The sequence below is a fragment of the Sphingobium sp. RC1 genome (assembly GCF_059738765.1).
Map to the genome: position 1 here is coordinate 2,407,501 of NZ_AP027306.1, position 22,471 is coordinate 2,429,971.

General features: G+C 62.0%; 22 protein-coding genes. 11 read left to right on the top strand and 11 right to left on the bottom strand.

The annotated features are described in order from the left end of the window. Positions 1-3: 3 nt before the first annotated feature. From AC6JBC_RS12000 to AC6JBC_RS12015, 4 genes are all read right to left on the bottom strand, one after another. The gene (locus AC6JBC_RS12000) at positions 4-1,680 is read right to left on the bottom strand and encodes a putative bifunctional diguanylate cyclase/phosphodiesterase (RefSeq protein WP_498024469.1); all 1,677 of its coding nucleotides are present in this window, start codon (positions 1,678-1,680) and stop codon (positions 4-6) included. 99 nt (positions 1,681-1,779) lie between these two features. Next, positions 1,780-2,313: a Smr/MutS family protein gene (locus AC6JBC_RS12005; protein ID WP_498024470.1), complete on the bottom strand. Its 534-nt coding sequence runs from the start codon at positions 2,311-2,313 to the stop codon at positions 1,780-1,782. Positions 2,314-2,325: 12 nt separating this feature from the next. Then, entirely contained in the window at positions 2,326-3,579 is a 1,254-nt protein-coding gene (mltA, locus tag AC6JBC_RS12010; protein WP_498024472.1) for a murein transglycosylase A, read from the bottom strand. Continuing rightward, positions 3,576-4,232 carry a Tim44/TimA family putative adaptor protein gene (locus AC6JBC_RS12015; RefSeq protein ID WP_498024474.1) on the bottom strand — a complete coding sequence of 219 codons (657 nt, stop codon included), beginning with the start codon at positions 4,230-4,232 and terminating at the stop codon, positions 3,576-3,578. Before AC6JBC_RS12015 ends, mltA begins: the two co-directional genes overlap by 4 nt. A 186-nt stretch (positions 4,233-4,418) precedes the next feature. Between AC6JBC_RS12015 and secB the strand changes: the two genes are divergently transcribed. From secB to AC6JBC_RS12035, 4 genes are all read left to right on the top strand, one after another. Further along, positions 4,419-4,919 carry a protein-export chaperone SecB gene (gene secB, locus AC6JBC_RS12020; RefSeq protein WP_498024475.1) on the top strand — a complete coding sequence of 167 codons (501 nt, stop codon included), beginning with the start codon at positions 4,419-4,421 and terminating at the stop codon, positions 4,917-4,919. A 134-nt stretch (positions 4,920-5,053) separates the two neighbouring features. After that, positions 5,054-6,646, top strand: coding sequence for a murein biosynthesis integral membrane protein MurJ (gene murJ / locus AC6JBC_RS12025; RefSeq protein ID WP_498024476.1), 1,593 nt, complete (start codon positions 5,054-5,056; stop codon positions 6,644-6,646). A 4-nt stretch (positions 6,647-6,650) separates the two neighbouring features. Beyond that, on the top strand, positions 6,651-7,655 hold the full coding sequence (gene trpS, locus AC6JBC_RS12030) for a tryptophan--tRNA ligase (protein ID WP_196225213.1): 1,005 nt from the start codon (positions 6,651-6,653) through the stop codon (positions 7,653-7,655). Positions 7,656-7,823: 168 nt separating this feature from the next. Beyond that, a complete protein-coding gene (locus tag AC6JBC_RS12035; RefSeq protein WP_460987330.1) occupies positions 7,824-8,471 on the top strand; it encodes a DUF4136 domain-containing protein in 648 nt (215 codons plus the stop codon). A 72-nt stretch (positions 8,472-8,543) separates the two neighbouring features. Here AC6JBC_RS12035 and AC6JBC_RS12040 read toward each other — a convergent pair whose 3' ends face one another. From AC6JBC_RS12040 to mutM, 4 genes are all read right to left on the bottom strand, one after another. Then, the gene (locus tag AC6JBC_RS12040) at positions 8,544-9,152 is read right to left on the bottom strand and encodes a peptidylprolyl isomerase (protein WP_498024477.1); all 609 of its coding nucleotides are present in this window, start codon (positions 9,150-9,152) and stop codon (positions 8,544-8,546) included. A 37-nt stretch (positions 9,153-9,189) separates the two neighbouring features. After that, a complete protein-coding gene (gene dnaA / locus AC6JBC_RS12045; protein ID WP_498024478.1) occupies positions 9,190-10,602 on the bottom strand; it encodes a chromosomal replication initiator protein DnaA in 1,413 nt (470 codons plus the stop codon). 434 nt (positions 10,603-11,036) lie between these two features. Next, positions 11,037-11,300 carry a 30S ribosomal protein S20 gene (rpsT, locus tag AC6JBC_RS12050; protein WP_449470969.1) on the bottom strand — a complete coding sequence of 88 codons (264 nt, stop codon included), beginning with the start codon at positions 11,298-11,300 and terminating at the stop codon, positions 11,037-11,039. A 117-nt stretch (positions 11,301-11,417) separates the two neighbouring features. Beyond that, on the bottom strand, positions 11,418-12,230 hold the full coding sequence (gene mutM, locus AC6JBC_RS12055) for a bifunctional DNA-formamidopyrimidine glycosylase/DNA-(apurinic or apyrimidinic site) lyase (protein WP_498024480.1): 813 nt from the start codon (positions 12,228-12,230) through the stop codon (positions 11,418-11,420). A 120-nt stretch (positions 12,231-12,350) separates the two neighbouring features. On the opposite strand from mutM, the gene AC6JBC_RS12060 reads away from it, so the two are divergent. From AC6JBC_RS12060 to AC6JBC_RS12085, 6 genes are all read left to right on the top strand, one after another. Beyond that, a complete protein-coding gene (locus tag AC6JBC_RS12060; protein WP_498024481.1) occupies positions 12,351-13,082 on the top strand; it encodes a class I SAM-dependent methyltransferase in 732 nt (243 codons plus the stop codon). 173 nt (positions 13,083-13,255) lie between these two features. Further along, the gene (ubiB, locus tag AC6JBC_RS12065; RefSeq protein ID WP_464788023.1) at positions 13,256-14,797 is read left to right on the top strand and encodes a 2-polyprenylphenol 6-hydroxylase; all 1,542 of its coding nucleotides are present in this window, start codon (positions 13,256-13,258) and stop codon (positions 14,795-14,797) included. Further along, a complete protein-coding gene (gene coaBC / locus AC6JBC_RS12070; RefSeq protein ID WP_498024483.1) occupies positions 14,794-16,041 on the top strand; it encodes a bifunctional phosphopantothenoylcysteine decarboxylase/phosphopantothenate--cysteine ligase CoaBC in 1,248 nt (415 codons plus the stop codon). Before ubiB ends, coaBC begins: the two co-directional genes overlap by 4 nt. Next, positions 16,016-16,480, top strand: coding sequence for a dUTP diphosphatase (gene dut, locus AC6JBC_RS12075; RefSeq protein ID WP_498024485.1), 465 nt, complete (start codon positions 16,016-16,018; stop codon positions 16,478-16,480). The genes coaBC and dut overlap by 26 nt, the downstream gene beginning before the upstream one ends. Further along, positions 16,477-17,244, top strand: coding sequence for a HesA/MoeB/ThiF family protein (locus AC6JBC_RS12080; RefSeq protein ID WP_498024486.1), 768 nt, complete (start codon positions 16,477-16,479; stop codon positions 17,242-17,244). Before dut ends, AC6JBC_RS12080 begins: the two co-directional genes overlap by 4 nt. Next, the gene (locus AC6JBC_RS12085; protein ID WP_498024488.1) at positions 17,232-17,597 is read left to right on the top strand and encodes a DsrE family protein; all 366 of its coding nucleotides are present in this window, start codon (positions 17,232-17,234) and stop codon (positions 17,595-17,597) included. The genes AC6JBC_RS12080 and AC6JBC_RS12085 overlap by 13 nt, the downstream gene beginning before the upstream one ends. On the opposite strand, the gene AC6JBC_RS12090 is transcribed toward AC6JBC_RS12085, so the two are convergent. The 3 genes from AC6JBC_RS12090 to AC6JBC_RS12100 form a co-directional block, all read right to left on the bottom strand. After that, entirely contained in the window at positions 17,598-18,617 is a 1,020-nt protein-coding gene (locus tag AC6JBC_RS12090) for a M48 family metallopeptidase (protein WP_498024490.1), read from the bottom strand. Positions 18,618-18,676: 59 nt separating this feature from the next. Next, on the bottom strand, positions 18,677-19,753 hold the full coding sequence (locus AC6JBC_RS12095; protein ID WP_498024492.1) for a YjgN family protein: 1,077 nt from the start codon (positions 19,751-19,753) through the stop codon (positions 18,677-18,679). Between the two features lie 81 nt (positions 19,754-19,834). Continuing rightward, complete coding sequence (locus AC6JBC_RS12100; protein ID WP_498024494.1) at positions 19,835-20,272, bottom strand: ExbD/TolR family protein; 438 nt, start codon at positions 20,270-20,272, stop codon at positions 19,835-19,837. Between the two features lie 161 nt (positions 20,273-20,433). Between AC6JBC_RS12100 and thrS the strand changes: the two genes are divergently transcribed. After that, on the top strand, positions 20,434-22,416 hold the full coding sequence (gene thrS / locus AC6JBC_RS12105) for a threonine--tRNA ligase (RefSeq protein WP_498026074.1): 1,983 nt from the start codon (positions 20,434-20,436) through the stop codon (positions 22,414-22,416). Positions 22,417-22,471 lie beyond the last annotated feature (55 nt).

A 22,471-nucleotide genomic window follows, 5' to 3' on the forward strand; every position in this document is an offset into this window, starting at 1 on the left:
CCTTCAAACCATGCGGCGCTGGATGGCCTGCTTTGGTGCGAAGCGGGCCAGATAATCCTGCTCGCTGGTGGGTCGGGCGAAATGATATCCCTGGAACAGCGTGCAACCGATAACGCGCAGCATTTCCATTTGCGCTTCCGATTCGACACCCTCCACCACAACCTCCATCCCCAACCCTTGGATTAGGCCGACAACGGCACTGCAAATCGTACGTGCCTCGGCCGATACGGCGATGTCGCGCACCAAACTCCGGTCGATCTTGACCCGATCGACAGGCAGCTCCTTCAGGCGGGACAGGTTGGAATAACCAGTCCCGAAATCATCGATGGCGATCCGCACGCCTTCCTCACGCAGCGCTTTCAGCTGCGCACGCACCCGCTCGTCCATTCCCATCGCCAGCGATTCGGAAATTTCCAGCTCCAGCATGTGCGGCGGGGTCTGATGCGCCGCCATGGCATGCCGCAGCCGCAGGAAGAAATCCGCTTGGGACAGTTCCCGTGACGAGATGTTGACCGCGATGCGCTGCCCGATCTCGGCCTTCGACCAACGCGCCGCCGTTTCGCAAACGCGGCTCATTACCCAATCGCCCAACGCCACGATGGCACCGCTTTCCTCCGCGACAGGTACGAAGAAGCCCGGCATGACCATGTCACGTTCGGGATGCTCCCAGCGGATCAAGGCTTCGGCCGTGACGACCCGGCCACTCACAGCCTCCACTTGCGGCTGGAACTCCAGAATAAACTCATCCCGTTGCAGCGCCAGCAACAAATCCCGCTCCAGTTCGGCGCGGTCGGCGGCTTCCAGCGCCAGTTCGGCAGTGAACATCTCGGCCCGGTTCCGGCCGCGATGCTTGGCATGATACATGGCGATGTCGGCGGATCGCAGCAGGGCAGAGAGGGTATCGCCGTGATCGGGGTAGCAGGCGATGCCGATCGATGCGCCCAACTCTATATGCTGGCTGCCCAGATCGAAGCGCTCGCTCAGCGCGAACTGAATAGCGCGCGCGATGCGGCTCGCGGCCTCCGGTGCGGACAGCCGGGGGAAGAACATCGTAAACTCATCACCCGCCAGCCGACCGATGACCGCGTCGTTCATGCCTGCACTGACCTGCGCCATCACGACTTCGCGAAGGCGCCCGGCGACACGAGCGAGCAGCTGGTCGCCAGCAGCATGGCCCAGCGTGTCATTCACCCCCTTGAAGCCATCGAGATCGATAAAGAACAGCGCCGCTGCACAGGTCTCTTCCCGCTCGGCAAGCAGCCTTTCGACCTGTCGGCAAAAGCTCGTGCGGTTGGCTAGGCCCGTCACCTGGTCAAACAATGCGAGCGTTTGCACATGGTCCAGATTGGTGCGGACCTGACTGAACAGGCTGGTCATCGCCACCGACAGGTCCGGCAATTCGACGGCGATCTCAGGCGGTACGGACGATTGCAGATCGCCATGGGCAGCAGCGATCAACCTTTCGGTTGCGACATCAATGGCGCTCGCGGTCGTGGCGACCGTCTGGCGCGCCGAGGCCCAGCTCAATGTGCCGCACAGGATCGCGACGATCAGCGATCTGCCGATGCCCAGGATATCGTCGGCCTGATCCTGCCCCAGCACAAGCGACAGGATGAACACCAGCGCCCCCGCGGCGCAGGCGAAGGCAGTGGCGCGGCTTTTCAATGTCACGCCCTGCATGTGCCTCCTGCCCAGAGCGCAGCTCGATAATGAGCCACGGATCGGGATGCTTATGGAGGATGCTGGTTAAGAAAAGGTCAGTGGCAGACCTTGGGGCGGCTATTTTTTGCGCCGCAATATGATGTAGATAGCTCCATCGCCGCCATGGCGCGGATGGGCCTGTCTGACGCTTGCGATCCGGTCTGCAAACGGGCTGGTTTCCAGCCAGTGACCGATCTCACCCCGGATTGCGCCCCGCCGGGATTCGCGGTTTGGAACGGCCGCTTTGGGAGGCTTCCCTGTAATCACGAGCAAGATGCGCAAATCACGGGCCAATGCGGAAGAAAGCGCCTGATTCAGCATTGCATGCGCGCTCGATAGGGTATGACCGTGAAGGTCGATGGCCATGTCCGGCACCAGCGTCCCGCCACGGATACGGCGCTCCCACCCATTATCGAGAATAGCTGCCGGGGAGCGGGATGGACGGTTTTCTATCGGCCGCAAGGGAACAGGCGGCAAAGCTCGACTGCCCGGCACCGTTGCGACAGGCTCAGCCATATCGACTTTATGCCGACCGGGCCGCAGCGGGCGAACGGATCGAGTAAGAGCGCTCCAAAGCGCCTGTTCGTCAGAGGAAAGATGCCGCCGGGCCATCGCCAGCAGCAATTATTGTGACGCCAGCCGCGCCGCCGATCCAACGGGCAGCAGGATCAGCGCGCTTCCGCGTGCCGACATGCCCCCGGCGATCGATCGCGCGCGACTGCCTACACCCCAGAAGCTGTCGAACCGATTGGCGCCTTTGATGGCACCGCCCGTATCCTGGGCGATCCAGACTCCATTGGGCTCCGCGCGATCAAGCGAAAGCAGCACCGGCGCCCCCATCGGGACATATCGCGGATCAGCGGCCACGGTCGCCTCAGCCGTCACCGGCACGCCCATGGCGCCAATCGGCCCCGGCCCGGTCAATTCGCGAAAAAACACGAAACTCTTGTTTTCATTCATGATCTGCGCCCCCTCCACCGGGTTGGCGCGCAACCATGCCATGATATCCTGCATCGATCCCGCCTGGATCAGCCCGCGATCCTTCATCAGCTTGCCGATGCCAGCATAATCGCGGCCATTCTGCCCGTCATAGCCGATCCGCATGACATCGCCGCTTGGCAGTAGCAGACGTCCACTGCCCTGCACCTGAAGAAAGAAGAATTCGACCGGATCCGCCGCCCACGCAAGTTCAAGTCCACGACCGGCGAGCGCACCAGCGACGATTTGGGAACGCTCGTCAAAGGGGACGAAATTGCTCCCTTGCACCTTGCCGCGAATGGTCTTGCCTTTCAGACTGTCGCTGAACAGGCCAAGATTGACGTCGATCAGCTCGGGGGGACGGCGATAGATCGGGACTTGGTAGCCCGCTTGTTCAGTTCGCGATCCGGAAATTTCCGGCTCATAATATCCAGTGACGAACGCTGCACCGGGGCCGACCTGCACCGCCTCAAAATAGCGGGCAAAAAATTCGTTGGCGCTCGCTCCTGGCCAGCTGGACGCAGCAGCGCAGGCGTTGTTCCAGTCCGACCCTTTTGTAAGGCCGCTCTGATCGATGCGCTTCATCAGCGACGGGCAGGAAAGACGAAATGCCTCCAGCGCCTTGCGTGAACGCTCTCCCGCTTCGATCAGTGGTGTAATATCGGGACCACGCGTAACTCCGGCGGCGACCGCCGTTAAATTATCAACGGCCTGGGTCGATGGCGTAGCGGACGGCAAAGCTGGGCGCGGCGTAGCGGCAACTGCGCTGACCGGGGCCTCGGAGCCGCGCACTTGCCTTGAAGGGGCAGGACCTGTCGCTCCGGGTGGGATGACACCGCCCGCGCATGCCGACAAGAGCAGCGCAGCCGACAGCCCTGCCCACGGCTGCCTGAAGTTCATGCGGCCTCGTCGGTTTCGCTAAGCTTCCAATTGGGATCGGTGCTGCGCAAGTCGCGCGCGAATGTCCAGATATCGTTGGTGCCCACTGCATCAGTCAGCGAACCAGCGACGACATTGCCTTCCTTGTCCCTGGTCACCGCTGCAATATCGGCCTCGAACCGAAGCGAAACTTCGGCAACACGTCCATCGACGCTGGCGCCCACGATCTGCGCCTTTTCGATACGAACAAGCCGGTTGTCGAGCACATGACCCGCAGCCTCGCGCTGTGCGATCGCTTCCTCGAAAGAGGCCAGCACTTCTGTATCGCACAACCATTCCAGTTCCGAACGATCGCCCCGCCAGAATGCCTCCAGCACCATCTTGTAGGCTGCTTTCGCACCCTCGACAAATTGCGGGACATCGAAATTCCGGTCGGCCGCGATCAATGCGCGCACGCCAGCTTCGCCACCCTGGGCAATCAAGCCATCGGCCAACCGCACCGAATCACCGGCCATGTCCGTCATCGTGCGAGGCTGGAGGACAGTTACCTTCGCCCTTTCCTCAGCCGGACGCAACGCAGGTTCCTGCTCATGCCCCGTCCGCTTTCCCAGTACGGAGTAGAGCCGCAACGCCAGAAAACCGGCGATGAGGGCGAGGATCACGATTACATACACGGGGCAAAGAACCCTTTAGACTAGATCTGAAAACGACAACGCAATCAACATAGGCATGTTTCCGCCCATATTCAAATGGCGCCTTTAGGCGGCGGCATTGCCCTGCCCCGCCGCCCCTGCTAAGCGCACGGGCCAACGTCTTGGGGCTTGTTGCCCCCGGACCAACAGGAAATTCAGGGAACTCAAATGGCCGACGAAGCCGATACGATCCAGACCAGCGCAGGTAACGGCGCCGATACTAGCCCACAGATCGCGCTCATCAGCCAATATGTGAAGGATCTCTCGTTCGAGAACCCTAATTCGCCCGCCGTCTACCAGTGGCCGGACCAGCCGCAAATCGATGTTCAATTCAACATCGGGGCCGACAAGGTCGGTGATGAAGTCGTAGAAGTTTCGTTGAAAATCGAGGTAAAGGCGCTCGCTCCGCAGGGCACGGCTTTTGCCGTCGAGCTGTTGTACGCCGCGATCTTCGGCATGCGCAATGTGCCGGACGAACAACTTCAGCCGTTCATGCTGGCAGAAGCGCCGCGCCTGCTCTTTCCCTTCGCCCGCCGCGTGCTGGCCGATGCGATCCGCGATGGCGGTTTCCCGCCACTGTTGCTCGACCCGATCGATTTCGGTGGACTTTACGAGCAGCAGGCTCAGGCGATCGCACAAACCGCAGGCGAACCGGCTGGTCACGCCTGAAGCACATATGAGGTCGCGCTCCGCTCCCGCTGGGCTCGCCAAGCTTGCGGTAAGCGGAGTAAGCGAACTGCCCTGCGCTTCGGCCGTAGGCAGAACGGACCAGCCCAACCTCGCTCGGCGGGAGAGATAACCCCATGAAGTTGGTCAAGGCGCTTGGCTCGGTAGGCGGGCTGACGCTCGCCAGCCGGGTGCTGGCGCTGATCCGTGACTCGTTGGCCGCGCGCTATGTCGGTGCAGGCTTTGCGTCGGACGCTTTCAATGGCGTAGCTTTTCGCCTGCCCAACATGTTTCGCGCCCTGTTTGCGGAGGGCGCCTTTTCCGCGGCATTCATTCCGATGTTCAACCGCAAGGCGGCCGGGCCGGGCGGTGTCGCGGACGGCTATCATTTCGCAGAACGTGCGCTTGCCGTCCTGCTGCCGGTGCTCATTCTTTTCACCGTCATCCTGATTGCTGCGGCCTACCCCATCACCTGGCTGTTGTCCGGCGGCTTCTCGCGTCAAAACCCGACGCCGGAGCAGTTTGCCTTTGCGGTACTATTGTCGCGCATCACCCTGCCCTATCTCGCGTTGATCAGCCTTGCTTCGTTGCTGGGCGGCATATTGAATTCGCTCGATAAATTCTGGGTGAATGCCGCCGCGCCCATATTGCTGAATGTCGCCATGATCGTTGGGCTGTGGTTTTTCCACGGGGCGGACGAATATGAAACGGCTCGTGTCCAGGCCATGTCGGTCACTGTGGGCGGAGCGTTGCAACTCTTATGGCTGATCTGGGCCTGCCGTCGCGCGGGCGTTTCGATGAAGCTCAAACGCCCTCGCCTTGATGGCGATGTGCGTGAGTTGCTGCGTCTCATCGTGCCAGCTGCCGCCGGTGCTGGCGCTTCGCAGATCAACCTGCTTATTTCCACTGCCTTGTCCGGTTGGCTGCTAGCCTCTGGGTCGATCACCTATATCTACTATGCCGATCGGTTGAACCAACTGCCGCTCGGACTGATCGGGATCGGCCTTGGCACCATATTGCTGCCGACCATTTCCCGGCTTCTGTCGACGGGGCAGGAGCAGGTGGCCATGGAAACGCAAAATCGCGGCGTCGAGTTGGCCCTGTTTCTCACATTGCCCGCGACGATTGCGTTCATCACGGTCGCCGAGCCGATCGTTCGCGGCCTTTTTCAATATGGCCGTTTCACCGTTGAGGATGCGCGTCGCTGTGGCTGGGCATTGTCCGCCTTTTCGATCGGCCTCCCGTCCTATGTTCTCGTGAAGGTTCTGACGCCTGGCTATTATGCACGTGGCGACACCAAGACCCCGGTGCGTTATGCGATGCTGTCGATCCTCATCAATATCATCGGCAATATCGCGCTAATCCCCCTGCTCGGGCATGTAGGCCCGCCGCTGGCAACTGCGATGTCCTCGACCGTCAATGTCGCCATGCTTTATGCAACGCTGGTAAAACGCGGCCATTTCATCGCTGATGCGCAGCTGCGCCGACGGCTTCCTCGACTTGCGCTGGCGGCACTCGTCATGGGCGGTGCGCTCATCGCGGGCGAAAGCCTTCTTGAACCATGGTTGGCTGGGGCAATGATCCAGCGTTATCTTGCGCTGGCCGTGCTTGTCGGCGCGGGGATAGCGCTTTACGGGATAGCCTGTTTCCTGACGGGCGCCTATCGCGTGTCCGACCTTAAGGCACTCATGCGCCGACGGGGTTCAACCACAACCCAAGAGAATGGATAGAAGAATGCGCGTCCTTTCCGGCATCCAGCCGACCGGTAATCTGCATCTGGGCAATTATCTGGGCGCGATCCGCAATTGGGTGCGCATGCAGGACGAGATGGATGCGGCAAGCCAATGCTTCTTCTTTCTGGCCGACATGCATTCGATCACCGTGCATGAGGGACGCGAGCAGCGCATTCGTAATGTCCGGGACATGGCGGCGGCGCTTGTCGCTGCGGGGATTGATCCCGATCGCTCCGTACTGTTCAATCAGGCACGGGTCCCCGCCCATGCGGAGCTATGCTGGTTGCTGAACGGCACGGCGCGGATAGGCTGGCTGAACCGTATGACACAGTTCAAGGACAAGGTCGGCAAGGATCGCGAGGGCGCCTCGATAGGCCTGTTCGTCTATCCGGTACTCCAGGCAGCCGACATCCTCGTGTACAACGCTACCCATGTGCCTGTGGGCGAGGACCAGAAGCAGCATCTCGAACTGGCCCGGGACATCGCCACAAAGTTCAACACGGATTTCGGGGTCGAGCTGTTTACCTTGCCCGATCCGATCATCCCCAAGGAATCGGCGCGCATCATGTCCTTGCGCGATGGCACCGCGAAAATGTCGAAGTCCGATCCGTCGGACATGAGCCGCATCAACCTCACCGATGAGGATGACGCGATCATGCAGAAGGTGAAGAAGGCCAAGACGGATCCGGAACCATTGCCCGAAACGGCAGAGGGTCTGCAGGGTCGGCCGGAAGCGAATAATCTGATCGGCATCTACGCGACTTTGACTGGAAGAACGGCAGACGCCGTGTGCGCCGATTTTGCGGGCAAAGGATTTGGGGCTTTCAAACCAGCCTTGGGCGAGCTGCTGGTTGAAACCCTCCGGCCCATTCGTACGCGTTTCCTTGAACTGCGCACGGATGACGCGGCGCTCGACGCCATACTGGAAAATGGTGCCGCCAAGGCGCGCGCCGCAGCGGAGCCGACCCTGCGGGCGGCCTATGATGCGATGGGCCTGATGCGCTGAATCGCTGCCCTTCGCCATCGACGGAATAACGATCGCCGTGACGTCTTGCCTATAGCTGACATAATTGCGTCCGCCCGCCTTGTTCGAGCGTTCAAATGATGTTCAGTTGCGTTCTGCTATTGTCGGGCGCAAGGTTGTATTGGCTCTCTGCCTTAGGGACGCAGGAATATGAAACTTATCAAAAAGATTGGTATGGTTGCGGCACCGACGTTGGCGCTGATCGCCCTTTCTGGCTGTGCTTCATCCTTCAAAGCGAATGTCGCGCGCTTCCAGCAATTGCCTGCACCCGCTGGGCAGAGCTTCACCGTCGTTGCCGATGACCCCCGTCTCGCCGGTGGCCTAGAATTTTCGCAATATGCAGGGATGGTAGGTCAACGCCTGGCCCAGACCGGCTACACTCCAGCATCTGATCCGGCCCGCGCTGACCTGATCGTCCGCGTCGCCTATCATGTCGATAATGGGCGTGAAAAGGTGCGCTCTACGGGCTTCGGCCCGCCCGATCCGTATTTCTATGGCGGCTGGGGCTGGCGCGGCCGCTGGGGTAGGCCATGGGGCTACGGCTTCTATGATCCGTGGCTGTTCGGCCCCGGTTACAGCGACGTCAGCAGCTATACCGTATATACCAGCGACCTCAGCATGAAGATCGATCGGGCGGCCGACAATAGGCGGCTGTTCGAAGGCAAGGCTTCCGCACAGTCCTTGTCGAACAGGTTGACCTATCTCGTCCCCAACTTGATCGACGCGATGTTCACCGGCTTTCCGGGGCAGAATGGAGAGGATGTGAAGATCACCCTGCCGCCCGAACGGAAGGGCTGACCTCGGACGAAACGCTCGTCGGCGGTCTTCGCTTCGGAGCAGGAGCCCGCCGAATTTTTCTGCTCGGCAGGATCAGGGAAGCCGACGGGCTGTCGTGATCCTTATCGGGTGCTGAAGCATCTGCCCCTTCATAACGCCCTCGCCCGCAGTCGGCGACTTTGGTGTCGACAGGATTGCGCGGACCACGTCCATACCCTCCACCACATGGGCAAACACAGCGAAGCCCTGATTATCGCCCGGCGACGCGGTTTGCGCATCCATGCTGGGCATCTCGCCAAGAACGACGAAGAAATCGCCAGCGGCGCTTCCCGGCGCATAGCGTGCCATGGAAAGCGCGCCTTCATCGTGGGTAAGCCCGGTTTGCGTGGTCGATTCATGGGCGATGGGCGGGAGTGTGCGCGCGGGATCATTCTGCGTTCCGCCCTGAACGAAGCCATAATCGACAGTACCCACAGCGCGGTAGAATGTGGTGCCGTCCAGCCGCTTCTGATCGACGTAGCGCAAGAAGTTGCGCGCGGTGATCGGCGCCATGGCTACATGGACGGCGACGATGATGATGCGGCCAGCACTTGTATCGAGCGCGACCTGGACATCGTGTGAAGGAGAAGAAGCCGTAACCTGAGCGGCAGCGGCCGTGAAAGAAAGTAGAGCGGCGAGCAGAAGGGCGACATATCGGATCATCGCCGCACCCTAATTCATCGCCCCATTGCTGTCAGCGTCAGTTTTCCAGCTGGCGCAGGAGGGTGCGGATGTCGGCATCGATGTCCGCGTTTGTTTGCCGCAGTTCCTCGATCGTGCGCACGGCGTGGATGACCGTGCTATGATCGCGGCCACCGAAAATGCGTCCGATTTCGGGCAGCGACCGAGGCGTCATCTTCTTGGCGAGATACATGGCCACCTGACGGGGTCTCGCCACAGCACGAGCGCGGCGCTTGGACCGCATCTCGGAAGCGTCAATCTTGTAGTGCGCCGCGCAGACCTTCTGGATCTCGTCTACCGTGATGCGGCGCGCGTTGGCGCGCACCGCGTCGGCGAGCATGCTTTGGGCAAATTCCAGATCTACGGAGCGGCCGGTGAGTTGGCCGTAGGCGATCAGTTTGTTGAAAGCGCCTTCTAACTCACGAATGTTTGAGCGAATTGAACGCGCCAGGAAATCGACGACGGCGTCAGGGACTGGCGGGTCGCCGGCGATGGCGCGCTTGGCTTCCAGGATGGACAGGCGCAGGTCGAGGTCGGCCGGGCGGATGTCCGCGACCAGCCCTCCGGCAAGGCGGGAGAGGATGCGGGCGTCGATCGAGTCGAGCAGTTGCGGGGCGCGATCGGCGGTCACGACGATGCGGGCGCCGGAATCGATCAAGTCATTGATAGTGTGTAGAAATTCTTCCTGCGTCGAACCCTTGCCCGCGATGAACTGGATATCGTCGATCAGCAACAGCCGGGCGGCGCGCAGGCGCGCCTTGAACATCATGGTCTCGTTCGCGCGCATCGCGTTCACGAACTCCATCATGAACCGCTCCGCCGACATGTAGAGCACAGGTGCGGCCGGGGAATGGGTGGAGAAGTGCTGGGCGATGGCGTGGAGCAGGTGCGTCTTGCCCTGTCCCGTGCTGCCATGGATGAAAAGCGGGCTGAAGCGGGGCTGCGCTTCTGCCGCGATCGCCTGCGCCGCGGAAAAGGCGAGGTGGTTGGATTCACCGGTTACGAAATCGGCAAAGCTGTGGCGCGGCTGGAAGTTGCAGGCGGGGGCGGCATCAAGCGAGACGGGATCACCAACGGCCGCCTCCTCCACCGGCGCGGCTTCGAGCAGGCGCGGGCCGATGGAGTTAGGCGCGCGGCGAAGCCTGACCTCCCGGACCCCCACGCCAGCACAGCGCCATGCCATGCAGAGGCGGTCACCAAAATGACCGGACACGAAATTGGCCGTGAAGTCGGAGGCGAACAGCAGGTCCAGCGTCTGGGATTCGGGGCAATAGTCGCCCAGCCGAGCGGCCTTCAGCCACTGATCGAACATACGCGGGCCGATGTCGCGGCGAAGCCCGGCGCGGATCGCGTCCCACGCCGATTCCAGACGCGCATCATCATGCGATGCCTGAACGCTCAAACTATCCGCCACTGCCGTGAAACCCTTCATAAACAGTCGACCCCCATCAACTGTGCCCCTGCCGGGCAGGGACCATCAGACGCAAAAATCCCTTTGGAAAAGCGGGAGCTTCCCCAACAAGTCTGCGCAAAAACAACCTAATGACGATCACCGGAATCGATTCGAGTGGCGATCAGAGAGTTGAAAATAGACAGGCAATCTTCGCCTGATCAAGGGCAAGGCCCTTCAAAAATATGAAATAAAGACGTTGACGCGGAAAACCGGGGAAAATGGCGAAATGAACATAATATCACGCAAATTCAGATAGTTAGCAAATATACACCCCTGCGCCCTTTTGCTCGAATCGTGAGGGAATCGCGGGAAACTGCGGATGTCCGTTACGGCCGCGTGACGGAATCATGAAAAAACCCGCCCCAGAGCGGGACGGGTTTTTCGACTTTTACGTGACGATCGAGTGAAGCGGCTCAGGCGAGCGCGCTAACTCGCTTCGTGAGACGGCCGAACTTACGAGCCGCAGTGTTCTTGTGCAGCACGCCGCGTGCGACGCCACGAGCCAGTTCAGGCTGGACGGACTGAAGCGCCGTGGCCGCAGCCGACTTGTCGCCAGCGGCGAGAGCGGATTCGACCTTCTTCACCAGGGTACGAATCCGGCTGATGCGGGCGCCGTTGATTTCGGCGCGGCGTGCGTTGCGGCGGATGCGCTTCTTGGCTTGCGGCGTATTGGCCATTTAAAGTCCTCGGTCTCGTCAAATCTCGTGAATAGGGTCAGCCGGAATCGCCAGCCGTCCCTGTGAAGGTGCGCCCCTTACAGGGGATAAACCCAAGCGTCAACGGGAAGGCGCGTGCTATTTCTGGCATTTCGGACAGTAGAAGGTCGACCGCCCGCCGTCCACGCGTCGCCGGATCACGCCGCCACAGGCGCAGCTTTCGCCTTCCCGGCCATAGACGCGCCACTGTTTGGAGAAATAGCCAAGCTCCCCATCGGGCCGGGCATAATCGCGCAGGGTGGAACCTCCGGCCGCAATCGCGGCTGTCAGCACCTCCCGAATCGCGTCGGCCAGCAGCCCGAGCCGCGCCCGACTGATCCGCCCCGCCTCGCGCGTTGGGGAGATGCCCGCCATGTTGAGCGCTTCGCAGACATAGATGTTACCAAGCCCTGCCACGATTCGCTGATCGAGCAGCGCCGCCTTGATCGATGTCGCCTTCCCTTTCAGCACCTGTGCCAGATAGACAGCCGAAAAATCAGGTCCGAGTGGCTCCGGCCCCATGCGGGTGAAGGGACCGTAAGCCTGTGAGCCGTCGGTGCGCACGAGGTCGATGGACCCGAAGCGGCGTGGATCGTTAAGGGAAAGCAGGTGGCCGCTTCCGGTCTCGATCAGAAGATGGTCGTGCGCCCCGATCTCCGCCGGGTCGATTCGCCAACGCCCCGACATGCCAAGATGAAAGATCAGCGTGTCGCCGCGATTGGTTTCAATAAGTCCATATTTGGCGCGGCGGGACAGCGATGTGACGGTCGCGCCCGTCAGCCGCTGCCGCAAATCGACAGGTATGGGGAAGCGGAGATCCGCGCGGCGTGGTTCGACACGGGTCAGAACCGCGCCCTCCAGCACCGACCGAAGGCCAGCGACCGTGGTTTCGACTTCGGGCAGTTCAGGCATTCAAATCTCTCTTGGATAGCGATCGGATCGTCAGGCCGAATTATGCCGACAAGTCACTGAACATTTTCGCCGATCTGGGGTGTTTCCACCGGACATGCAAATGCTCTAGGAGGCTGGCCTATGAACGACACTGCTTCTTTCGGCTATCGCGACGTGGATGCCTCTGAAAAACAGGGGATGGTGCGCGCGGTCTTTTCCAATGTCGCGTCCAAATATGACCTGATGAACGACGCCATGTCCGTCGGCGCCCACCGGCTGTGGAAGGACCAGTTTGTCGGACGTGTGAAGCCGCGCAAGGATGAAGCGATCCTGGATATGGCGGGCGGCACCGGCGACATCGCCTTTCGCTTGGCCAAACATGGTGCACATGTCACCGTGTCCGACATCAACCCGGAAATGCTGGCGGTGGGCGTCGAGCGCGCGAAGAAGAAGGGCCTGGAAGGGCTGATCTGGTCGGAGCAGAATGCGGAAGAACTGACGTTCAAGGACCGCAGCTTCGACGCCTATACGATCGCCTTTGGCATCCGCAACGTGACGCATATCGACAAGGCGCTGCGGGAAGCGCATCGCGTTCTGAAATTTGGCGGGCGCTTCTTTTGCCTGGAATTTTCCACGACAACCTGGCCGGGCTTTGCCGATGTGTATGACATCTATTCGCATCGGCTGGTGCCGAAGCTCGGCAAGCTGCTCGCCGATGATGAGGACAGCTATCGGTATCTGATTGAATCGATCCGGCGCTTTCCGCCGATGCCTGAATTCGAGCGGATGATCCGCGAGGCGGGCTTCGTGCAGACGAAGGTCGAGCCGATCCTTGGTGGGTTGGTGGCGATCCATTCGGGGTGGAAGATTTGATGGTGGGGCACTCAAAGCCCCTCCCCTTCAGGGGAGGGTTCGAAGCAATCACGTGCCTGCTTCGAAGGGTGGGGACGAGCAACGCGAGCGTCTTCCGTTCCGAGGTCAGAGCAGCGCCGCTGCCGCGGCGCACCCACCCCAACCCCTCCCTTGAAAGGGAGGGGCTTAGGTAGATGCCATCCCACATTACGCATATCTGGCGGCTGCTGAAATGGGGCCGGACGCTGGCGCGACATGGGGCGCTGCGGGGGATTGAGCGCGATCCGTTGACGCCTACGCCCGTGAGGCGGCTGGTGCGATTGGCGCGGGTGGGGGCGCGGGTGCCCAGGCAACCTCGCTATGCCGATGCCTTTCAGGCGATCGGGCCTGCGGCGATCAAGCTGGGACAGACATTGGCGACTCGTCCTGATCTGGTTGGGGAAGAGGCGGCGGACGATCTGCTGCGGTTGCAGGACGCGCTGCCGCCTGTGCCTTTCGCGACCATTCGCACGCAGATAGAGCAGAGTTTCGGGCGTCCGCTGGAGAGCATCTATACCAGCTTCGACGAGGCGCCGGTGGGCGCCGCATCGATCGCGCAGGTGCATCGCGCCATCACCACCGACGGCCGTGATGTCGCGGTGAAGGTGATCCGGCCAGGCGTCACGGACCAGTTCAACCGCGACATCCAGACCTATGAATGGGCCGCTGCCCATGTGGAAATGTTGGGGGGCGAGGTCGCGCGATTGCGGCCGCGCCTGGTCATCGCCAACATGAAGCGCTGGACCGCGCGCGAGTTGGACTTGCGCCGCGAAGCCGCTTCGGCATCCGAATTGGCCGAGGCGATGGAGGCGATGCCGGGCTATCGCGTGCCCATGATCGATTGGGATCGCACGACCGGCAAGGTCATGACGATGGAGTGGATCGACGGGATCAAGATTTCCGATCGAGACGCCCTGATCGCGGCGGGTCATGATGTGAAGGAACTGGGCGCGCGGCTGGTCAACGCTTTCCTGCGGCAGGCGATTGCCGAGGGATTTTTCCACGCCGACATGCATCAGGGAAATCTGTTCGTCACCGCCAATGGCGACATTGTGGCGATCGACTTCGGCATCATGGGGCGGATCGACCGGCGGGCGCGCATGTGGCTGGCGGAGATTCTCTACGGCCTGATTACCGGCAACTACAAGCGGGTCGCCGAAATCCATTTCGAGGCGCAATATGTGCCCGGTCATCATAATGTGGAGGAATTCGCGACCGCGCTACGCGCCGTGGGCGAGCCGATGCGGGGCAAGCCGGTGCGCGAACTATCGGTCGGGGGCATGCTGGACGGGCTGTTCGCCATCACCCGCGATTTCGACATGCAGACGCAGCCGCACCTGCTGCTGCTCCAGAAGACCATGGTGATGGTGGAGGGCGTGGCGACCGCGCTCGATCCCGACATCAACCTGTGGGAGACGAGCGGCCCCTATGTGAAGGAATGGCTGCGCGCGGAACTGGGGCCGGAAGCCAAAGCCGCCGATGCGCTGATCGAAAATTGGCGGACGCTCCAACGGCTGCCCGGCCTTGTGCGGCGGATCGAGGAGGCGTTTCCCGAGAAGGGCGGTGCGCCGCCGCCGCCGCCGCTGACCGAAGTCAGGCTGATCCGCATTGGCGGGGGATGGCGCTATGCCGCCGTGGCGGGAATGGCCGCGATGACTGGAGCGGTCGTTACGGCCCTGCTACATCTACAACTATGACTCAGCGCCGCATCCTCCTGATCGTCGCCGGTGGCATCGCGGCCTACAAGTCGCTGGAGCTGGTGCGGCTTCTGAAGAAGCGCGGCATCGCCGTGCGGGCGGTGCTGACCGAGAGCGCCACCAATTTCGTGACGCCGCTGTCCTTGGGCGTGCTGACCGAGGATCATGTCTATGGTGACATGTTCGACCTGAAGGAAGAGCGCGAGATCGGCCATATCCAGCTGAGCCGTCAGGCTGATCTGGTCGTGGTCGCGCCCGCCACGGGGAACATTCTTGCCAAGATGGCGAATGGCATTGCCGACGATCTTGCGACGACGCTGCTGCTGGCGACCGACAAGCCGGTGCTGGTGGTGCCCGCGATGAACGTGCGCATGTGGCATCATGCCGCGACGCAGCGGAACCTTGCGCGCCTGCATGCCGATGGCGTCCATCTGATGGAGCCTGACAGCGGCGAGATGGCCTGTGGCGAGTTCGGCAAGGGGCGTTTGCCGGAACCCGAAGCGATCGTGGAAGAGATTGAGCGGTTGCTTGAGCATCCGGTTGCGAAAGATCCGCTTGCCGGTCAGCCGGATTTTGAGGGCGCGGAACTGCCGCTTAAAGGGCGGCATATTCTGGTTACCGCTGGGCCGACGCATGAGCCGATCGATCCGGTGCGCTACATCGCCAATCGCTCTTCGGGGAAGCAGGGCTTTGCCATCGCGGCGGCGGCGGCGCGGGCTGGTGCGCGGGTGACTTTGGTCGCCGGGCCGGTGCATCTGCCGACGCCTGCGGGCGTGGATCGCGTCGATGTGGAAACCGCGCGGGAGATGCTGGCGGCGGTCGAGGGCGCGCTGCCAGCCGATGTGGCGATCATGGTGGCGGCGGTTGCCGACTGGCGCACGGCTGATGCTTGCGAACAGAAGCTGAAGAAGGATGGGTCAGGCAAGCCTGCGCCGCTCGCGCTGGTGGAGAATCCTGACATTTTGGGCACCTTGGGCAAACATGCGGGGCGCCCTGCCCTGCTCATTGGTTTTGCCGCCGAGACCGAGAAGGTTGCCGAACATGCTGAGGCCAAGCTGGCGCGCAAGGGTGCGGACTGGATCATCGCCAATGACGTGTCAGGTGACGTGATGGGCGGCGACAGCAACAGCGTGCATATCGTCACGGCGAACGGCATCGAAAGCTGGGAGCATTTGCCCAAGGATGCCGTCGCCACCCGAATCATCGAAAAGGTTGCCAATGTCCTCCCCTCTCTCTCCGATTGAAATCCGTCTGAAGCGCCTGCCCCATGGTGTGGGGCTGCCGGTGCCTGCCTATGCGACCGAGCATGCGGCGGGCATGGACGTGGTGGCCGCCGAGGATGTGATCATCGTGCCGGGCGGGCGGCATGCCGTGGCGACGGGCTTCGCTATGGCGATTCCCGATGGCTATGAGGTGCAGGTGCGGCCACGGTCAGGGCTGGCGCTGAAGCATGGGATCAGCCTGCCCAATACGCCTGGCACGATCGATGCGGATTATCGGGGGGAATTGAAGGTCATCCTCATCAACCTTGGCGCTGAACCCTTCGTCATTTCACGCGGGGACCGCATCGCGCAGCTGGTGGCGGCGCCCGTGCAGATGGCGCGCTTCGCAGAGGTCGAGGAACTGGACGAAACGGTCAGGGGTTCGGGTGGTTTCGGATCGACGGGAGTGAGTCGCTCATGACCTTTTCCGACGAGCAGCTGGAGCGCTACGCCCGCCATATCGTCCTCAAGGAGATTGGCGGCGCGGGTCAGGCGCGGCTGCTGTCGGCCGATGTCGCGGTGATCGGCGCGGGCGGCATCGGTAGCCCCGCTATCCTCTATCTCGCGGCGGCGGGCGTTGGCACGATCCGGGTCATCGATGACGACCATGTCGCGCTTTCCAATTTGCAGCGGCAGGTGCTGTTCGGCACCGGCGACATCGGTGTCGCGAAGGCCGAAGGGGCGATGGCGGCGGTGGCGCGGCTCAATCCCGATGTGAAGCTGATCCCCCTCAATGCGCGGATCGATGCGGACAATGCCGCGCTTATGCTGCGGGACGCGGATGTCGTTCTGGATGGATGCGACAGTTTCGCGACGCGGTTGGCAGTGGCGGACTGCGCGCAGCGGTTGCGCATCCCGTTGGTGTCGGCGGCGGTCGGGCCGTTCGAGGGGCAGCTCGCAACCTATCGCGGCTGGGAAGCCGATCAGCCCTGCTATCGCTGCCTTGTCGGCGATCCGCAGGATGCGCCGGAGCGGAACTGCGCCGAGACAGGCGTGATTGGCGCTCTTACCGGCGTGATGGGAAGCCTGGCCGCGCTGGAGGTCATTCGGGCGCTGGTGCCCTTCGGCACGGACATGGCAGGCAAGCTGCTGCTCGCCGACCTGCTCTCCATGCGGTTCCGTACGGTCAGCGTCGCCAAGGACCCCGGCTGCAAGGCGTGCGCAACTGAACTATGCGCGAGCTGAGGATTGTCGTCGTCACGGCTGACGCAGAGCGGCTACGCGGCGCACTGGTGCTGGCGAGCGCGCAAGCGGCCTTAGGCGGAGCGGCCAGCATCTTCCTGCAACTGGATGCGGTGGCGCTGCTGCGGCAAACCGCCCAAGCGCCAGAGGACGCCGCACATCTGGCAGCGGGCCTGCCTTCCCTTAGCCAATTGATCGCCGAGGCGTTGGCGCTGGATGTCACCATCCTTGCTTGCCAGAGCGGCATGGCGCTGCATGATGTCGTCGCCAGTGAATTGCCGGACGGCATTTCGATTAGTGGTCCCATCGCCTTTCTTCAGCAGACCGGGGATCAGGCGCGGCTGCTCTTCGCCTGATCAGAAGGCCTTCCCCCAGAATCTCGCGACCTTGGGGTCGGCCGCGCAGGAGGAGCGCAGCGCCTGCCATGCAGCGCGGTCGAGGGCGGGGCGATAGGCCGAACCCGGCTGGACCGCATCGGCGAAACGGCGGCGGCGATCGGCGGAGAGCGGGTGCGAGGAGAGCCATGTCATGGCCCTTTCTTGCCTCCCCGCCTCCTTGCCGCCGAGCTTTTCGAAAAAGGCCGCGGTGGCGGCGGGGGAAATGCTGGCGGCGCGCATCTGATCGATGGCGACGCTGTCGGCTGCCGCTTCGGCCTCCCGCCCATAGCTGAGCGCGAGCACACCGTTGAGGTAGCTGCCTGCACCGCCTCCTGCTCCGCCGAGCACAGCGCTAAGGCCAAGTTGGCGGACAAGGCCGGTCAATGTGTCGCGGTGACGAACATGGCCCAGTTCATGGCCAAGGACACCCGCGACCTCGTCGGGCGAGCCGGCCTGCTGGATGAGGCCGTCGAACAGGATGATGCGGCCGCCGGGCAGCGTTACCGCATTGACCATCGGGATGTTGGCAAGCGTGATTTCGCGCGCTTCATGATGGGGATCGATCCTCTCTGCCAACGTCCGCAACGCGGCATCCCCGGCGGGCGTGTGGCAGAAGCGGCCGCCAAAATCCCCGACCATGGTATCGCCCATCCGGTTTTCCCAGGATTGCGGGATCAGCGGGGCGATGGCGCCGGGGGCTTCAAGTGCACCCCAGACAACCAGTCCCGCCACAACCGTGAACAGCCCGGCCGCACGCCAGAAGCCGAAGCGGTCGATCCAGCGGCCATAGCGTTCGCCCCGGGGCAGATGCGCGGACAGACCCGCTGGCGGCTCTCCTGAAAAACCCATGCGCCACCCGGGAATGGCGCTGTGCCCATAGGTAGAACGCCCGCTGTCCGCGCCGATCACGGTCAGGTCGGACCAGATGGCTGGCGCACCAGCCCATCCGCTTTCCGGCTCCTCCAGCACGAAACCGTCCCCGACCGGACGGAGAAGCACGCTCCGTCGGGTCGCGGTGACGCCGTCATAATGCCAGAGCCGGAAATCGGGCAGGCCGGTCAGAAGGCACCTACGTCGAGCGCGTCGAGCAGGCCTTCGCCATGGCGGCTGGTCTTCGTCTGCGACTGGGTAAGTTCGTCGGTGTAGATTTCGCCGGTCGCACCCATATGGGTGACGAAGAATTTCCAGTGCCGATATTGAAGGAAAATCGACCCAATACCGAGGGTGCAAATGACTAGCGCGATGTCGCCGAGGAACAGCAGAAGCCAGTCCTTTGTCCGGGCACAGAATTGGAAATTGAGCCCGGCAAGCGAAAGCCCCTCGATCGCCAGACGGAAGAATTTGGCGTAAAAGGCGAGCGCAATCAGGCCCAGACCAAGGTAAAAGGTCAATACGAAGGCGGCGATGCCCAGAATCATTCCCGTCATTTGCTGTCCAGCGGTGCCCGCCTCAGGAGAGCGCATCATCACAGCCATCATCCCTCCCCCCATGAACAGCAAAATGGGCAAGAGGTAGAAAAGCAGAAACCGCTTGAACGCCGGACCATGATCGCCCGCCGCTTCGAACATATGCGGGCCGAAGCTCATCTTGTTCCAGCGCTCGTTCCACAATGACATCATCGACCAGGGTATCATCAGGCCAAGGCAAAGACTGCCGACGGCACTTTTCCACATATATGAGATGCCATAACCGAAGCCCTGATCATCGCTACCGCCGCGAATGCCATGCCACCAGGTACGGCTGAGCCGGTAGCGGAGAGCGCGGAAGCGGGCGAGGCCGACCATGTAGAAGATCACGACAAAGGCGCCCAGCGTCAGTATGGCCGCCGCGCCGCCATGCCCTTGAAGGATAAGCGCCTGGGCACCGAACTGCAGGAAAAGGAATGGCGCGCCAACGAGCGCCACCACCATGAGGAAGCCCAGGAACAACTCCTTACCGGTGCCCGTCCATTCGAGCCGATCGTCGATGAAACGCGTATTGGCCCAGAGATAGCGCCGCGTCCGCGTTGTCGCCCAGAAGCGGTAAATGCCCAGTGTGACGATCGTCAGCAGCAGGTTGGTAAAAGCGATGGGCGCATATTCGCGCCAGCTTCCTTCAAAGGCGAAGCTCTCGCCGTAAAAGCGTTCCTGGTCCATGAATCCCCCCTGTAGTCCCCGATGAGAGAAGACTATGCGCCGGGCGACTGGTCAAGAGGGATCATGTTGGCGGTCCTTCCGTCAGAAGGTGGCGTAGCGCTCGTTACCAACAAAGCCCATATTCTTGACGCCCGCTCGGCGAATGTCGGCGAGCACTTCGTCCACCACGACATAGCGGGCGTCAGCGGCGGGCTGGAACTGCAACTCCGGTTCGACAGGCTTCGCAAGGGACGCGGCGAGATATTGGCGCAGAGTGAGCCGATCGATTGCCGCCCCGTTCCAGCGCAGCACCCCTTCCCCATCGATCGTCAGCCTGTTCTTGACTGGATTTACCGGCGGCTGCGTCACCGTGTCAGGCGTTTGGGGAAGGTCGACGCCGACACTGTGGGTCTGGATCGGTATCGTGATGATGAACATGATCAGCAGCACCAGCATCACGTCGATCAATGGGGTGGTATTCATCTCGCCCATCGGTTGTTCGGGCAGAGACGTGTTGGATTGCGCAAAGCTTGAAGCCATGAACCCCTCCTGTTGAATGATATATCAACACATTCATCTTGCCTGGCGCGGAGGTGCTTGGCAAGAGCCCTTCTATTGACAGACGGGGCCGCCCATTTATGGGGAAAGCGCGGCATTTTGCGCCGCCATCCAACCACAGAAAGACTTGTCCCTTGTCCGCGATGCTCAAGATCACCCTGCCCGACGGTTCCGTGCGTGAAGTCGCGCCCGGCACGACGCCGGCGGATATTGCAGCGGCGATCGGGCCGGGTCTGGCCAAGGCGGCTATCGCGGCGCGGGTGGATGGCGAGTTGCGCGACATCATGCGGCCTTTGGAAGGCGACGCGCAACTCGCGCTGGTGACGAGCAAGGATGAGGCGGACGCGCTGGAACTGGCGCGGCATGACTTTGCGCATCTGCTGGCGGAGGCGGTGCAGGCGCTGTTTCCGGGGACGCAGATCACTTTCGGCCCGGCGACGGACGACGGCTTCTACTATGACTTCGCGCCGAAGGATCGGCCGTTCACCGAAGAGGACCTGCCGGCGATCGAAGCGAAGATGCGGGAGCTGATCGCCGCCGACAAACCGCTGCGCCGCGAGGTGTGGACACGCGAGGACCTGATCGCGCGCTGGAAGGCGGAAGGCGAGACGTTCAAGGCGGAATGGGCGGCCGAGCTGCCCGAGGGTGAGGAACTGACGGTTTACTGGTCCGGTGGCGAGTGGCTCGACATGTGCCGGGGGCCGCATCTGGCTTCGACGGGGAAACTCGACCCCAACGCCTTCAAGCTGACCCGCGTTTCTGGCGCTTATTGGCGTGGCGATCAGAAGAATGCGATGCTCTCGCGCATTTACGGCACCGGCTGGCTCAACAAGAAGCAGCTCGATGCGCACCTCACGCGCCTCGAAGAAGCGGGCAAGCGCGACCATCGCAAGTTGGGCGCGGAGATGGACCTGTTCCACCTTCAGCAGGAGGCGCATGGTTCGGTCTTCTGGCATCCCAAGGGCTATTTGATCTGGCGCGAGCTGGAAGCCTATATGCGCCGCGCCATCGACGATGCGGGCTATCGCGAAGTCAAGACGCCGCAGGTGATGGACGCGCGCCAGTGGGAGCAATCCGGCCATTGGGGCAAATATCGCGAGAATATGTTCGTGATCCCCGACGAGGTGCCGAATGTCGAGGATGAAGGGCCGCTGGTGTCCGACGATGTCGACTGGATGGCGCTCAAGCCCATGAATTGCCCGGCACATATTTTGATCTTCAAGCAGGGGATCAAAAGCTATCGCGACCTGCCGTTGCGTTTCTATGAGAATGGCTGCTGCCATCGCAACGAACCGCATGGCGCGCTGCACGGGTTGATGCGGGTGCGGCAATTCACGCAGGATGACGCGCATATCTTCTGCCGCGAGGACCAGATCGTGGCGGAGGTGCGGGCCTTCTGCGAACTGGCAGATCGGATCTACAAGGATTTTGGTTTCACTTACTCGATCAAGCTCGCGCTTCGCCCGGACAAGCGCTTCGGCACCGAGGAAATGTGGGACAAGGCCGAGGAGGAACTGCGCAACGCAGTCGCGGCTGCGGGGCTGAACACGCCTGAATATGGCTGGGAGGAACTGCCGGGCGAAGGCGCCTTCTATGCGCCAAAGCTGGAATGGCATCTGACCGATGCGATCGGGCGGACCTGGCAGGTGGGCACGATCCAGTCGGATCGGGTGCTGCCGGAGCGACTCGAAGCGTCCTATGTGGGTGAAGATGGCGAGCGGCATCGGCCGGTGATACTCCATCGGGCGATTTTCGGGTCCTATGAGCGGTTCATCGGCATCCTGATCGAACATTATGCAGGTAAATTCCCGCTCTGGCTGGCGCCGGTGCAGGCGGTTGTCGCGACCATCGTTTCAGACGCGGATGACTATGCGAACGCGGTGGTGGAAAAGCTTCGCGCCGCCGGGATTCGCGCCGAAGTCGATGTCCGCAACGAGAAGATCAACTATAAGGTGCGCGAGCATAGCCTTGCCAAAGTGCCGAATTTGCTGGTTGTTGGCCGTCGCGAGGCCGATGAAGGCACGGTGGCGCTGCGTGCGTTGGGCAAGGAGGGGCAAAGCGTCCTTGCGGTCGATGATGTAATCACCCGTCTTGCAAAAGAGGTACTCGCCCCCGATATGCAGTGAGGCAGCGATGCCACATGGGGCCGGTGATTCCGTAACTGCGGACTTGCCGCCCCTT

Excerpts from the sequence above, each read along its gene's own strand:
- AC6JBC_RS12040 (WP_498024477.1), bottom strand. The coding sequence starts at position 9,152 with ATGATCCGATATGTCGCCCTTCTGCTCGCCGCTCTACTTTCTTTCACG.
- trpS (WP_196225213.1), top strand. The coding sequence starts at position 6,651 with ATGCGCGTCCTTTCCGGCATCCAGCCGACCGGTAATCTGCATCTGGGC.
- AC6JBC_RS12080 (WP_498024486.1), top strand. The coding sequence starts at position 16,477 with ATGACCTTTTCCGACGAGCAGCTGGAGCGCTACGCCCGCCATATCGTC.
- mltA (WP_498024472.1), bottom strand. The coding sequence starts at position 3,579 with ATGAACTTCAGGCAGCCGTGGGCAGGGCTGTCGGCTGCGCTGCTCTTG.
- dnaA (WP_498024478.1), bottom strand. The coding sequence starts at position 10,602 with ATGAAGGGTTTCACGGCAGTGGCGGATAGTTTGAGCGTTCAGGCATCG.
- mutM (WP_498024480.1), bottom strand. The coding sequence starts at position 12,230 with ATGCCTGAACTGCCCGAAGTCGAAACCACGGTCGCTGGCCTTCGGTCG.
- ubiB (WP_464788023.1), top strand. The coding sequence starts at position 13,256 with ATGCCATCCCACATTACGCATATCTGGCGGCTGCTGAAATGGGGCCGG.
- thrS (WP_498026074.1), top strand. The coding sequence starts at position 20,434 with ATGCTCAAGATCACCCTGCCCGACGGTTCCGTGCGTGAAGTCGCGCCC.
- coaBC (WP_498024483.1), top strand. The coding sequence starts at position 14,794 with ATGACTCAGCGCCGCATCCTCCTGATCGTCGCCGGTGGCATCGCGGCC.
- AC6JBC_RS12095 (WP_498024492.1), bottom strand. The coding sequence starts at position 19,753 with ATGGACCAGGAACGCTTTTACGGCGAGAGCTTCGCCTTTGAAGGAAGC.
- AC6JBC_RS12085 (WP_498024488.1), top strand. The coding sequence starts at position 17,232 with ATGCGCGAGCTGAGGATTGTCGTCGTCACGGCTGACGCAGAGCGGCTA.
- AC6JBC_RS12005 (WP_498024470.1), bottom strand. The coding sequence starts at position 2,313 with ATGGCCCGGCGGCATCTTTCCTCTGACGAACAGGCGCTTTGGAGCGCT.
- AC6JBC_RS12100 (WP_498024494.1), bottom strand. The coding sequence starts at position 20,272 with ATGGCTTCAAGCTTTGCGCAATCCAACACGTCTCTGCCCGAACAACCG.
- AC6JBC_RS12000 (WP_498024469.1), bottom strand. The coding sequence starts at position 1,680 with ATGCAGGGCGTGACATTGAAAAGCCGCGCCACTGCCTTCGCCTGCGCC.
- murJ (WP_498024476.1), top strand. The coding sequence starts at position 5,054 with ATGAAGTTGGTCAAGGCGCTTGGCTCGGTAGGCGGGCTGACGCTCGCC.
- secB (WP_498024475.1), top strand. The coding sequence starts at position 4,419 with ATGGCCGACGAAGCCGATACGATCCAGACCAGCGCAGGTAACGGCGCC.
- dut (WP_498024485.1), top strand. The coding sequence starts at position 16,016 with ATGTCCTCCCCTCTCTCTCCGATTGAAATCCGTCTGAAGCGCCTGCCC.
- rpsT (WP_449470969.1), bottom strand. The coding sequence starts at position 11,300 with ATGGCCAATACGCCGCAAGCCAAGAAGCGCATCCGCCGCAACGCACGC.
- AC6JBC_RS12060 (WP_498024481.1), top strand. The coding sequence starts at position 12,351 with ATGAACGACACTGCTTCTTTCGGCTATCGCGACGTGGATGCCTCTGAA.
- AC6JBC_RS12035 (WP_460987330.1), top strand. The coding sequence starts at position 7,824 with ATGAAACTTATCAAAAAGATTGGTATGGTTGCGGCACCGACGTTGGCG.